This is a genomic window from Ottowia sp., from assembly GCF_016703145.1.
In the GTDB taxonomy this organism is placed as follows: Bacteria; Pseudomonadota; Gammaproteobacteria; order Burkholderiales; family Burkholderiaceae_C; genus Ottowia.
The window spans coordinates 142,850-156,548 of sequence record NZ_JADJCO010000002.1 but is presented as its reverse complement, the minus strand read 5'-3'; the positions used below and the strand labels follow the sequence as shown (position 1 = coordinate 156,548).

7 protein-coding genes are annotated in these 13,699 nt (G+C 66.9%); 2 read left to right on the top strand and 5 right to left on the bottom strand.

All coding sequences use genetic code 11. The annotated features are described in order from the left end of the window. Positions 1-14: 14 nt before the first annotated feature. The 4 genes from IPG65_RS00860 to IPG65_RS00845 all read right to left on the bottom strand — a co-directional run bounded on the left by IPG65_RS00860 (position 15) and on the right by IPG65_RS00845 (position 10,547). Positions 15-4,793 (bottom strand): glutamate synthase-related protein, encoded by a 4,779-nt coding sequence (locus IPG65_RS00860; protein WP_293187419.1) that lies wholly within the window; start codon positions 4,791-4,793, stop codon positions 15-17. 191 nt (positions 4,794-4,984) lie between these two features. Continuing rightward, entirely contained in the window at positions 4,985-5,677 is a 693-nt protein-coding gene (locus IPG65_RS00855) for a transposase (RefSeq protein WP_293187418.1), read from the bottom strand. 118 nt (positions 5,678-5,795) lie between these two features. Then, positions 5,796-9,161 carry an IPTL-CTERM sorting domain-containing protein gene (locus IPG65_RS00850; RefSeq protein ID WP_293187416.1) on the bottom strand — a complete coding sequence of 1,122 codons (3,366 nt, stop codon included), beginning with the start codon at positions 9,159-9,161 and terminating at the stop codon, positions 5,796-5,798. A 351-nt stretch (positions 9,162-9,512) separates the two neighbouring features. Continuing rightward, positions 9,513-10,547, bottom strand: a complete 1,035-nt coding sequence (locus tag IPG65_RS00845) for a LysR family transcriptional regulator (RefSeq protein ID WP_293187414.1) — start codon at positions 10,545-10,547, stop codon at positions 9,513-9,515. 92 nt (positions 10,548-10,639) lie between these two features. Between IPG65_RS00845 and IPG65_RS00840 the strand changes: the two genes are divergently transcribed. Together IPG65_RS00840 and IPG65_RS00835 are read left to right on the top strand one after the other, a co-directional pair. Continuing rightward, positions 10,640-11,164 carry a carboxymuconolactone decarboxylase family protein gene (locus tag IPG65_RS00840; protein ID WP_293187412.1) on the top strand — a complete coding sequence of 175 codons (525 nt, stop codon included), beginning with the start codon at positions 10,640-10,642 and terminating at the stop codon, positions 11,162-11,164. Positions 11,165-11,196: 32 nt separating this feature from the next. Continuing rightward, positions 11,197-12,159: a tripartite tricarboxylate transporter substrate binding protein gene (locus tag IPG65_RS00835; protein WP_293187411.1), complete on the top strand. Its 963-nt coding sequence runs from the start codon at positions 11,197-11,199 to the stop codon at positions 12,157-12,159. A gap of 487 nt (positions 12,160-12,646) precedes the next feature. On the opposite strand, the gene IPG65_RS00830 is transcribed toward IPG65_RS00835, so the two are convergent. After that, positions 12,647-13,633: a tripartite tricarboxylate transporter substrate binding protein gene (locus tag IPG65_RS00830; protein ID WP_293187410.1), complete on the bottom strand. Its 987-nt coding sequence runs from the start codon at positions 13,631-13,633 to the stop codon at positions 12,647-12,649. Positions 13,634-13,699: the final 66 nt, after the last annotated feature.

Sequence of the window (13,699 nt, the reverse complement as noted above, 5' to 3'; positions counted from 1 at the left end):
ATCTCGCATCCTTCTCACTTGGCCGCGGCCGCTTCTTTTTTGGTAGCTTCTGGCGCTTTATCGGTGCGGGCCAGAGCCTGTTTTCTTGCATGAATCTCGCCCAGGGCGCGCTTGTACTCGGTGGGCATCACCTTGACGAACTTCTCGCGCGTGGCGCTCCACTCGTCGAGCAGCTCGCGGGCACGGCGGCTGCCGGTCCAGCGCAGATGCTCGTCCAGCAGCTGGCGCAACTGCTCCTCGTCGGTGCGGCCGCGGTGCCAGGTGCCGGGGTCCTGGCTGGCCTTCTGCTCGGTGGCGGGCAGCACCTTGTCCAGGCTGACCATGGACAGGTTGCAGCGCCGGGCGAACTGGCCGTCCTCGTCATAGACGTAGGCCACGCCGCCCGACATGCCAGCGGCGAAGTTGCGGCCCGTGGCGCCCAGCACCACCACGGTGCCGCCGGTCATGTATTCGCAGCCGTGGTCGCCCGTGCCCTCGACGACCGCCGTGGCGCCCGACAGGCGCACCGCGAAGCGCTCGCCCGCCACGCCGGCAAAGAACGCCTCGCCCGTGGTGGCGCCGTACATGACGGTGTTGCCGACGATGATGTTCTGGTGCGCGACGCCGCGGAAGTCCAGGCTGGGGCGGATGGCGATGCGCCCGCCCGACAAGCCCTTGCCGGTGTAGTCGTTGGCCTCGCCGATCAGGTAGAGCGTGATGCCCCGGCACAGGAAGGCGCCGAAGCTCTGGCCGCCCGTGCCTTCGAGCTGGATGCGGATGGTGTCGTCGGGCAGCCCCTCGGGGTGCGCCTTGGTCACCGCGCCCGACAGCATGGCGCCGACCGAGCGGTTGACGTTGCGCGCCGTGTCCATGATCTTGACGGCCTCGCCCTGCTCGATGGCGGGGCGCGACTTCTCGATCAGGCGGTTGTCCAGCGAGCGCTCCAGGCCGTGGTCCTGCCTGTCGACCTGGCGGCGCGGCACGTCGGCCGGCACGTCGGGCCGGGCGAACAGGCGCGAGAAGTCCAGGCCCTGGGCCTTCCAGTGCCGCAGCCCCGTGCGCATGTCCAGCAGGTCGCTGCGGCCGATCAGCTCGTCGAACTTGCGGATGCCGAGCTGCGCCATGATCTGGCGCGCCTCCTCGGCGATGAAGAAGAAGAAGTTGACGACGTGCTCGGGCTTGCCGGAGAACTTCTTGCGCAGCACCGGGTCCTGCGTGGCCACGCCCACCGGGCAGGTGTTGAGGTGGCACTTGCGCATCATGATGCAGCCCTCGACCACCAGCGGCGCGGTGGCGAAGCCGAACTCGTCGGCGCCCAGCAGCGCGCCGATGACCACGTCGCGGCCGGTCTTCATCTGCCCGTCGGCCTGCACGCGGATGCGCCCGCGCAGGCGGTTGAGCACCAGGGTCTGCTGCGTCTCGGCCAGGCCGATCTCCCACGGGCTGCCGGCGTGCTTGATGGACGACCAGGGCGAGGCGCCCGTGCCGCCGTCGTGCCCGGCGATCACCACGTGGTCGCTCTTGCACTTGGCCACGCCCGCGGCGATGGTGCCCACGCCGATCTCGCTGACCAGCTTGACGCTGATGTCGCTGTGCGGGGCGACGTTCTTCAGGTCGTGGATGAGCTGCGCCAGATCCTCGATGGAGTAGATATCGTGGTGCGGCGGCGGGCTGATGAGGCCCACGCCGGGCACGCTGTGGCGCAGCTTGCCAATGTAGTCGCTGACCTTGCCGCCGGGCAGCTGGCCGCCCTCGCCCGGCTTGGCGCCCTGCGCCATCTTGATCTGGATCTGGTCGGCGCTGGACAGGTACTCGGCCGTGACGCCGAAGCGGCCCGAGGCCACCTGCTTGATGCGGCTGCGCAGCGAGTCGCCAGCCTCCAGGGGCATGTCGACCTCGACGTTCTCGTCGCCGATCACGCTCTTGAGGCTGTCGCCCTGCTGGATGGGGATGCCCTTGAGCTCCTGCCGGTAGCGGCGCTCGTCCTCGCCGCCCTCGCCGGTGTTGCTCTTGCCGCCGATGCGGTTCATGGCCACGGCCAGGGTGGCGTGCGCCTCGGTGCTGATCGAGCCCAGCGACATGGCGCCGGTGGCGAAGCGCTTGACGATCTCGGCGGCGGGCTCGACCTCGTCCACCGGGATGGCCTTGGCCGGATCGACCTTGAACTCGAACAGGCCGCGCAGCGTCATGTGGCGGCGGCTCTGGTCGTTGATGATCTGGGCGTACTCCTTGTACGTCCCCCAACTGTTGGCGCGCGCGCTGTGCTGCAGCTTGGCGATGGCGTCGGGGCTCCACATGTGCTCCTCGCCGCGCGTGCGCCAGGCGTATTCGCCGCCGGCGTCCAGCATGCCAGCCAGCACCGGGTCGGCGCCGAAGGCGGCGCGGTGGCGGGCCAGGGCTTCCTCGGCGATCTGGAACACGCCGATGCCCTCGACCCGGCTGGCGGTGCCGGTGAAATACTTGGCGATGGTGTCGGAGTTGATGCCGATGGCCTCGAACAACTGCGCGCCGCAGTAGCTCATGTAGGTGCTCACGCCCATCTTGGACATGATCTTGGACAGGCCCTTGCCGATGGCCTTGACGTAGTTGTAGATGGCCTTCTCGGCCGACAGCTCGCCCGGCAGGTCCTGGTGCATGGCGGCCAGGGTCTCCATGGCCAGATAGGGGTGCACGGCCTCGGCGCCGTAGCCGGCCAGCACGGCGAAGTGGTGCACCTCGCGCGCGCTGCCGGTCTCCACCACCAGGCCGGCGCTGGTGCGCAAGCCCTCGCGGATCAGGTGCTGGTGCACCGCCGACAGCGCCAGCAGCGCCGGGATCGCCACGCGGTCGGCGCCCGCGCCCCGGTCGCTGATGATGAGGATGTTGTGCCCGCCGCGGATGGCGTCCACCGCCTGCGCGCACAGGCTGGCCAGGCGCGCCTCCACGCCCTCGGCGCCCCAGGCCAGCGGGTAGGTGACGTCCAGCACCGCGCTGCTGAACTTGCCCTGCGTGTGGCGCTTGATGTCGCGCAGCTTGGCCATGTCGGCCGGGTCCAGCACCGGCTGGCTCACCTCCAGCCGCATCGGCGGGTTGACCTGGTTGATGTCCAGCAGGTTCGGCTTGGGGCCAATGAAGCTGACCAGGCTCATCACGATGGCCTCGCGAATCGGGTCGATCGGCGGGTTGGTGACCTGCGCGAACAACTGCTTGAAGTAGCTGTACAGGGGCTTGTTCTTGTCCGACAGCACGGCCAGCGGGCTGTCGTTGCCCATGGAGCCGATGCCCTCCTCGCCGTTGGCGGCCATGGGGCTCATCAGGAACTTGATGTCCTCCTGCGTGTAGCCGAAGGTCTGCTGCAAATCGAGCAGCGCGGGCGGGGTGCTCTCGACCCCGGCGGACTGAGGCTCGGTCTCGCCGATGGGCAGCTCGGTCGCGTCGGCGCCGGCGACGGGCTGCACGACGTCGTCGAGGCGGATGCGCAGGTCCTCGATCCAGCGCTTGTAGGGCTTGGCGTTGGCCAGGCTGGCCTTGACCTCCTCGTCGTCGATCATGCGGCCTTGGTCGAGGTCGATCAGGAACATCTTGCCCGGCTGCAGGCGCCACTTCTTGATGATCTTGTGCTCGGGCACGGGCAGCACGCCGGCCTCGGATCCCATGATGACGTAGCCGCTCTCGGTCACGCAGTAGCGGGCCGGACGCAGGCCGTTGCGGTCCAGCGTGGCGCCGATCTGGCGGCCGTCGGTGAAGACGATGGAGGCCGGGCCGTCCCAGGGCTCCATCATGGAAGCGTGGTACTCGTAGAACGCGCGGCGGCGCTCGTCCATGGTGGCGTGCTGCTCCCACGGCTCGGGGATCATCATCATCACCGCCTGGGCCAGCGGGTAGCCGGCCATGGTCAGCAGTTCCAGGCAGTTGTCGAAGGTGGCGGTGTCGGACTGGTCGGCGAAGCTGATGGGGTAGAGCTTCTTCAGGTCGGCCTGCAGCACGGGCGAGCTCATCACGCCCTCGCGCGCGCGCATCCAGTTGTAGTTGCCCTTGACGGTGTTGATCTCGCCGTTGTGCGCCACGTAGCGGTACGGGTGCGCCAGCGGCCACTCGGGGAAGGTGTTGGTCGAGAAGCGCTGGTGCACCAGGCCCAGCGCGGAGACGCAGCGCTCGTCCTGCAGATCATGGAAGTAGGTGCCCACCTGGTCGGCCAGCAGCAGGCCCTTGTAGATCACCGTGCGGGTGCTCATGCTGGGGACGTAATACTCCTTGCCGTACTTGAGCTTGAGCGCCTGGATGTTGGCGCTGGCCGTCTTGCGGATGACGTAGAGCTTGCGCTCCAGCGCGTCCTGCACGATCACGTCGGCGCCGCGGCCGATGAACACCTGGCGGATCACCGGCTCGGTGGCGCGCACGGCGGGCGACATGGGCATGTCGCGGTTGACCGGCACGTCGCGCCAGCCCAGCAGCACCTGGCCCTCGGCGGCGATGGCGCGCTCCATCTCCTCCTCGCAAGCCTGGCGGCTGGCGTGCTCCTTGGGCAGGAAGATCATGCCCACGCCGTACTCGCCCGGCGGCGGCAACTCGACCCCCCGCCGGGCCATCTCTTCGCGGTACAGCGCGTCGGGCAACTGAATCAGGATGCCGGCGCCATCGCCCATCAGCTTGTCGGCGCCCACCGCGCCGCGGTGGTCCAGGTTCTCCAGGATCTTCAGCGCATGGGTGACGATGCCGTGGCTCTTCTCGCCCCGGATGTGCGCCACGAAGCCCACGCCGCAGGCGTCGTGCTCGTGGGCCGGGTCGTACAGGCCGGTGTGCTGCAAGTGCTGTCGCTCGGCGGGCGTGCTCATCGCGTGTTCCATTCGTGGGGTAGGGAGAAAGAAGCGTGAGGATACTGCACCGCAACAACAATGCCAAGAAAATAAATCGGGGTCAGATCAAAATAAAATCATCCATTCAAACAATTCAATTAAATTAGGGACATATCAAAATAGATAGCAACTAGCACAATACTGGTGCCGGCATGAGCACTATTTGATACTCAATCCGCAGGCTTCGGTGGCCGCCCTCGCGGCGCGCGGACCACCCGGCGCTCGGCGCGCCGCTGCAGGTCTCGCACGAAATCAGCGCCGCCCAGCGCCCAACCGCTGTGCACGGCGCGCGCCAAATCGGTGTGCTGGCCGGCGTCGAGGCCGGCATGCACCAGATCGGCGTAGGCCCGCTCGCGCGCGAACGGCGTGTTGCCCAGCGCCCAGTACAGGGGATGCGGCGTGACCAGCGGGTCGCCGCGCAGGCCGACGCCGTGGGCGTGGCTCGACCACGGGTAGTCCGCCGGGTCCGCCGCCAGCCCCGCGCGCACGGGGTTGAGGTCGATGTAGGCCATGCACGCCAGCAGATGGCGCTCGGCCTCGATCAGCGTGCTGCGGTAGCGCCCCTCCCACAGCGTGCCGCTGCGGTCGTGCCGGCGGTTGAAGTAACGCACGTACGCGCGCCCCAGGCCCTGCATCATCAGCGGCACGCCGTCGGCGGTCTCGGGCGTCACCAGCAGGTGCAGGTGGTTGGTCATCAGCACATAGGCATGCACGGCCACCTGGTGGGCGGCGGCCTGGGCCTTCAGTTCGTCCAGCAGGCGCTGGTAATCGGCCTCGTCGCCAAAGATCGCCTGGCGGTTGTTGCCGCGCTGGACGATGTGGTGGGGATAGCCTGGGAGGGTGAGACGGGGAAGTCGGGACATTCAGTAATTTTAATCTGACCCCATTAATTTCCATGAAAACGCCGCAAACAGTGGCCTGTTTGCGGCGCAGCGGCTGTTTGATCAGCCGAACCATCCTGACGATGGCAGCAGGGACAACTTAGCGCTTGTGCCGTCCGATGCCACGGTGGCGCAGGCTGCCAGCCCCCATCACCGCCACCATCAACACGCTCAGCAAGAGCAAGGCGTATTCGTTCATCGTGGGAACGGCCACTGGTCCTGCAATCTGCTCCTTCTTCTTGAAGGTCACGTGCACATGGCAGTCTGCATGGACCGGCAAGGTGGTGTAGTTGCCGCCAGAGAAATTGCCACCGCTGCAGGTCGTGGTGATCTCACCCACGACATACCCGGTGTCAGGCGTGATGCCCAGCGTGGCCGTCGCACCGTCGATCACGTTTTGGCTGTCTGGGCCGATGGCCCCGCCAGGGCCCGCCGTTCCGGTGACCACATAGCTGACGCTGGCGACATCCACACGCACATCCTGGGATGACAACACCGGCGATCTACCGCTGAAGGTTCCAGTGGCACGGAAGTTGTTGATGTAACGTCCACCGCTTCCATTGCCCGAGGCCTCCATCACGATACCCACGTTGTAAACGGTGCCAGAGGTCAAGATCGCCGCTTCAAAGCGCAGGCCAGTGACTTCCGCCAACGACGCGGGGCAAGCACCCCCGCTCAGGCTGGCGCACCAGATACTGCCCGGATTCACATTGCTGGCATGGGCAGGGTCAGGGTTCAGATTGCCGGGTGCCAGCTTGGTGTAGGTCGCTGTCACACCTGCCGGCACATTGATGGCGGCCAGCACGGCCGTACCTGGAAAGCTGGAGCCGGTGGCGCCGCGAATGCCTGCATCACCGTTGTAAGGCAGGATGTCGATCCAACGGGCATTCGTGACGTCTCCGCCAATACCTGTCAATGCCAGGTTGAAATCCATCGTGGAGTTGATGGGCCGTGTTGGCTCCGGGGTTGTTTTCGCCAGATAGAAGCCCGGAGGCGCCGACACCACCAGCAATTTGTGGGAGGCCTTCTGGCACCCTGGATTGACGAAGCCCGTTGCTGGCCCCTGGTACGTGCAGTCACCCGCATAGTCATGCTCCGAATCCAGGGTGGACGAGTTCAGCAACTGGGTGCCACTGGCGACCACACCGACCACGGCATCGAACTGGAGATGGCCCAGCAGGCTGTTGGGGTCTGCATTTTCGAAACTGAATGCAGGCTGGGTGGCATTGATGGTCCATGCCAGCGTGGTGCAGGTGGGGCAGCCAGGCGCACCGGCACTCACGGAAGGTTCTCCCGCCAGAGTACCAGGCAAGCCCCCGCGGTAACCGTTGCCAAGCACCGTCCCGTTTTGCTGCGGGTTGCCCGCGTAGGTGCTGCTCCCGGCCACATACGACAAACCGGGCGGCAACACGTCCGTCACCGTCAGCGTTTCAGGCCCGGCGTAACCGACATTGCGGCTGTAGATCGCCAGTTGGTACTTGAGCGTCTGGCCAATCCCAACCGGATCCGGCGAGGTGTGGATGGGAGAGATGCTGGTCTTGCGGATGGAATTGAACACGCTGGGGCGTCGCACCCCCACGGACACGGTATAGCCAGCGGGCGCTTCCGTCCACCCAGTCGCCATCGCCGCGATCTTGTTGAGCACACGGTAGTTGGCAGGGCTGTAAAAGCTGTCGTCGGGCACGATGCTGCTGTTGGCTGCATAGGTGCCCGCGAAGGCCGAAGGTGTGTTCACGGCCGTGGTGTAGCGCCACGTCGACCGCAATTGCACGCCGTAACGCACCCCGATGGCTGCGCCAGGCGGCAAACCACCCTCTCCGACGTAGCGAACGCGGATGCGGGTCACGCCACCCACACCACCTGGCAAGGTGCTGGGGTCGGTTGCCCATGTCACCCCCGTATCGTTGCAGCGCGCCTGGGTTTGGGCAGAGCTGTTGCCCACACTGGCCCACTGCCCGCTCGGATCCAGCGCACCGCCCGTGCCATATTCCAGCACGTAGTTCGCTGGGGGAATGGGAGGCCGCGGCGCCCCCGTGCTGGGGGGAGCGTACGTCGCATTGGCCGTGGCATACACACCCGGCGAGGTTTCAATCAGATCCTGCCGTGCATTGTCAAAATAGTCACAGAGGAGAAGGTTGGTCATGGACACCGAGGTGGTGTTGGCGATGCTGAATCGAGGCCGCCAGCGCGACCCAACCACCGTCGTGTTGACAGCGTCCGCATAGCCCGTGGGCACGCCGCCTGGCGCATCGTTCGGCCCAACGGGCTGGTTCACGTCAAGACCCCATGGCACGCTCAGCTTGAAGAGAGTTCCGGCCCCCCCGTTGCGTAGTCCGCTGGTGAACGAGTTGTTCGACGTGTTGGGCTCGGTGTACGTCTGCTGGCCATCCTGCGCGGTGAAGGTGGTCGCCGGGATCGTGTTGGTGATGCTGGTCAGTTCGCCACCGGGAGCCACATCTGCCTGTGGAATCCAGACAAACAGATTTTTGGAGATGATCGCGGTGGTGCGGATGTCGCTGGGTGGAATGACATCACCGGACCAGGTGCTCGGCCGGTGCGTCAGGCTGGAGTCCACGCCCGTCAAGGTGAGGGCGGCGGTCTGCCCCACCTGCGTGGCGGCGCAACTGCCGCCATTGGCAACGGCTTGAGCACTGGTGCTGCTCGTCGGGCCGAGGTCCAGAACAGAATTGTTAAATTGGTTGAAACCAGTACCTTGCCCCACGCAAGCTGTGGTTTGGTATGGATTGGCGTAATCCATGATGCGCGCATTGGGGGTCGGCAGCGTGTCGTTGATGACGACCGTGGCGCCCAGCGGAGCCAGCCCCTTGAGGGAGTCTGCCCCGCCCCGGCTCTTGTAGTTCTCCGCCTGCACCATGATGTTGTAGGGCAGGATGAAGCCAGGAACTCCACCGGGCCCGGAATCCACGCGGAACACCTGGCCATAACCGGCTTCGAGCTTCACCACATCCCAACGAGGAGCCGCGGACCCCGTCAGGGTGGGCGGCGCGGTGTAGGCGGGCGGCGTCGGCGTCTCGTTGGACGTGAAGTTGACCGTGGCCGGCGGCACCGACGAGCCCTGCGTGCGGGCACCCGCATTCATCTCCAGATCGATGCTCTGGACTTGTGCATTGGGAATGTTGCCCAGCACGCAGGTCAGAACCTGCCCGACGATGGCTGAACCGGCGCCGCATCCGGCAGGCATATAGCTCCAGCGCGCACCCGCGGGTGCCGTGAAGACCGCCTGGGCGTTGGTGTCACCACCGGTCGTCTGGTAGAAAAAGCGGTAACCAACCCTGTCATTGCTTCGGATGACCGTGTTGGCATCACCAAAGTCGTTGCCTGCAAGATCATCGTCGTCAAACGGCGCTGTGCCGCTGTACAACATGGTGAGGTCGCCAGCCGTCAACGCGGCGTGCGCGGAAGTCGCGAAGCCCCCCGCGGCCAATCCCCCGATGGCCAGCAGCACCCCACCCAGCAGGTTAGCGCTTCGCCCGAATGGTGCTAGGAGAGGGGGGGGGGGTACAACTTCTCGGCAAGCCAGCCTCCTTGCGGTCGCGCAACAACTGCTTCAGTACGATGTTATTCATGACACCTCTCGTCTTTTTGCGGTTTGATCAGCCGGGTCGCGGCCATTTGTCTGCCCCACCGATCTGAATGCTTGCCGCGCAAGCACGGGCCGCCCAAACCGTGGAGAGGCCTTGAATTTCGCACAAAACGTGTCCAACAGTCAGAGTGGAAACCACATCTGTGTCAAAAAAACGAAATAGTTGACACATCGCCCCTTCTCTCGACCAGTCCAGGCCGGCCCGGTCGGCGATCACCAGCCCGTGGGCCTGGCTCGCGCGGATGGCGTCTGGCGTCTGGCGTGAGCGTGATCGGCATCAGGAAATTCAACCTGACCCTGTTTTGGGCCCCCTTGCCCACTGGCCACCGGAATGATCCAGCCCGCATGCCGGACCAGCAAGTCCTGCGTGGTGGCCCGGACCTCCTCCATCGCCGCCAGGGCCACCGACGTGGGGTTGCCCAGGCGGCGGGTCACGATGCCCACGGAGCGCAGCGGCCCGTCCACGATCTCGGACATCTGCACGCCGCGCATCCCGAAGATGGGCATCACGCCCAGATAGGGCAGGACCGCCACGCCCACTTCCTTCTTCACCAGGCCGGCCACGGTGGCCACCTGATCGACCTGCATCTTGGGGCGGTACTCGATGCCGCGCTGCAGGTACGCCGCGCTCATGTAGCGCATGGCGGTGCTGGCATCGGTGAGGGTGATGAGCGGCAGGGCCAGCAGTTCGTCGAGACGCATGCGCGCAGCCACCTGCTGGCGCCATTTGCCGCAGGCCAGCAGCACGAAGCGGTCGCGCAGCAGTTCCTCATAGGCCAGGTCGGGGTGCGAGGGCGCGACGGACGCCAGCGCGAAGTCGGCCTGGTGGTGGAGCAGGCGCTGGATGCAGGCGCTGTTGGCGCAGTCGTGGATGGTGACCTGCGGCGCGCGGAACCGCCGCTCGATGGCGGCGCACACGCCGGGCAGCACCACGTGCGCCAGCGAGGGCCAGCAGGCGATGGCCAGTTGCAGGGCCTCGCGCTCGGCCGACGATTGCATGCGCCGCAGGCCGGTGTCGAACTCGCCCACGATGGAGCGCGCCAGCGTCGCCATGCGGGCGCCGCCGGGGGTGAGCCGCACGCTGCGCGTGGTGCGCTCGAACAGGGGCAGCCCCAGGGCGGCCTCAAGGTCCTGGATCGCCTTGCTCAGCGATGGCTGCGTCATGAACAACTGCTCGGCCGTCTTGCTGAAGTTGAGCGATTCGGACAGCGCCAGGAACATGCGCAGGTGCTTGGGCGAGATATTCATTCTTTTGATTGATAAATCGATAGATATAAAGAATTTCAAAAATATATCGCAGACCTCTAGCATCCGCTTCCCAGAACAAAGGAGCGAATCCCGTGGCCCGTATCCCCTACGCCGACTGCACCAGCGCCGCCGCGCGCCCGCTGGCCGAGCGCATCGCCGCCGAGCGCGGCGGCGTCCTGCACCTGTACCAGATGCTGCTGCACAGCGCCCCGGTGGCCGAGGGCTGGCTGAACTACCTGACGGCCATCCGCCAGAAGTCCCAACTGCCGGGCGACGTGCGCGAGCTGGTCATCATGCGCGTGGCACTGCTCAACCACGCGCCCTACGAGGCCGACCAGCACGCGCCCATCGCGTTGATCGAGGGCGTGTCGCAGGCCAAGCTGGACGCGCTGCCCGATTGGCCGGACTGCCCGCTGTTCGACGCGCGCGAGCGCGCCGTGCTGGCCTACACCGACGCCATGACGCGCCAGGTGCAGGTGAGCGATGAGGTCTTCGCCGCCGTGGCCGCGCACTTCGAGCCGCCGCGCCTGGTGGAGCTGACGGCCACGGTGGCCGCCTACAACATGGTTTCGCGCTTCCTGGAGGCACTGCGGATCCATTCGCACGACGCCCGCTGAGTGACCTGACTTATTTCAACAAGGAGACATGCATGTTCAAGAAAGCCCTTGCCATCGCCGCGCTCGCGCTGCCGCTGGCCGCCGCCGCCCAGGACGCCTGGCCCAGTAAACCCATCACCTTCGTGGTGCCCTACCCGCCCGGCGGGCCGACCGACCTGATGGCGCGGCTGATCGCCACGCCGCTGTCCAAGCGACTGAACGTGCCCGTGGTGGTGGAGAACAAGGCCGGCGCCAGCGGCAACATCGGCACCGTGCAGGTGGTGCGGGCCAAGGCCGACGGCCACACCATCCTGCTGGCGGCCAGCGGCAACCTGGCGGTCAACCAGTACCTGTACAAGAAGCTGGGGTTCGATCCGGTCAAGGACCTGGCGCCGGTGATGCAGATTTCCAGGTTCCCGCTGGTGCTGGAAGTCTCGGAAAAAAGCCCCATCAAGAATTTCAAGGATTACGTGAACCACGCGCGCAAGGCCGACAACCGCGTGACCTTCGGCTCGGCCGGCAACGGCACCCCGCAGCACCTGGGCGGCGAGCTGTTCAAGGCCACGGCCAAGGTCGACATCTCCCACGTGCCCTACAAGGGCGCGGGCCCGGCCATCGTGGACCTGATGGGCGGGCAGATCACGAGCATGTTCGACATCCTGGGCAGTTCCATGCAGCACATCCAGTCGGGCAAGTTCAGGCCGCTGGCCGTCACCACCAAGGCCCGCTCCGCGATGCTGCCCCAGGTGCCGACCATCAGCGAACTGGGCTACCCCGATTTCGACTATTACGCTTGGCACGGCATATCGACCACGGCGGGCACGCCCCAGCCGGTCATCGCGCGGCTGAACGCCGAGTTGCGCGGCATCTTCAGCGACGAGGCGTTCAAGGCGAAGTGGCTGGAGATCGGCTCCGAGGTCGTCGCGGGCACGCCCGAGCAGTTCGACGCCGTCATCAAGACCGAGGCGCGCAAGATGGACGGCCTGATCCGCACCCTGAACATCCAGTTGGACTGAGCCACGGCGGAAAGCGCCATGGCGGTGACACCAGGACGGGAACCTGGGCGCGCCGTGCATCATCCGCGCAAGGTAGCCGATCCGCATCCTTCGGATGGGCGATGCGCTCCGGCCGAGCCGGTGCCATGGTGCCGGTGCCAGGGGGGTAAACCTTGGCCCTCGCCGCCGAAATGGACCGCTTCGTGAACGCCTCCACCGCCGCGCAACAGCCACTGGACCGGGGCCAACGCGGCGATGGCGGCCTGGCTGCACGAACACAACGGCCAGCGCCTGGACAAGGCGATCGCGGTGAACATCGGCAACTCGGCCATGTGCCTGATCACCACCGCGGTGATCATCTGGTTCCGGCTGTAGGGGTGCCGGGATCGGCCACGGAAAGCGCCTCGGTCACTATTATTTTCATAGCTCACGGCGTAATAGTGGTGCCGGCTACAGGCCAATTCGGCCTGGAATACCGGGTTGCCCCCGCCGGGCCGGCGCCGGCCGCCTAATCCGCCTTGATCTGGGCCCGCGCGGCCACCGCGCGGATCTGGGGCAGCTCCTGCTCCACCCGCTCCCGCAGGGCCTGGCCCGTGCTCCAGCGCGGGGTCAGGCCCACCTCCCTGAGCTTGCCCTGCACCTCGGGCCGCGCCATCACCGCCTGCAGCGCCAGGGCCAGCTTGCGCTCGACGGGCGCCGGCAGGCCGGCGGGCGCCAGCAGCCCGTACCACGCCGTGGCCTCGAAGCCGGGGTAGCCGCTCTCGGCCACCGTGGGCACCTCGGGCAGCAGCGGCAAGCGCTGGGCGCTGAGGGCGGCCACGGCGCGCACGCGGCCGGCGCGCACCAGCGGCGCCGAGGCCACCACGGTGTCCACGGCCACCGGCACCTGCCCGCCCATCAGCGCCGTCAGGCTCTGCGAGCTGCCGTTGAACGGCACGTGCGTCATGCGGATGCCCAGGGCGGACTGCAGCAGCTCGGCGCCCACGTGCACCGATGAGCCGGCGCCGAACGAGGCGTAGCTGAGCTGGCCCGGCTCGGCCTTGGCCCGGCGCACCAGGTCGGCCAGCGTCTTCACCCGGGCGTCGGGATGGGCGACGACGAGCAGCCCCATGTCGGCCACGCCGCCGAGCATGGCGAAGCTGGCGAGCGGGTCGTACGGCAGCGCGGCGCGGATGGCCGGGTTCAGCGTCAGCGTGCTGTTGGACGCCAGGAACAGGGTGTAGCCGTCGGGGGGCGACTTGGCGACCTGCGACGCGGCGACCATGGTGCCGGCTCCTGGCCGGTTCTCCACCACCACGGGCTGGCCCAGCCGGTCGGCCAGCGACGACGCGAGCAGGCGCCCCAGGATGTCGGTGGCGCCGCCGGCGGCAAAGGGCACGACGAGCTTCAGCGGCCGCTGAGGAAAGTCGGTCTCGGCCGCGAGGCCCGGCCCCGCCGTGGCGAGCGCGCCGGCGCCCAGGGCGCCGCGCAGGAACTGCTGGCGGGTCAACGTCATGGAAATACCTCCTTGGCCAAGTGGATGAAGCGGGACGGAACGCCCCCGCGCCATGGTACGCGCGCA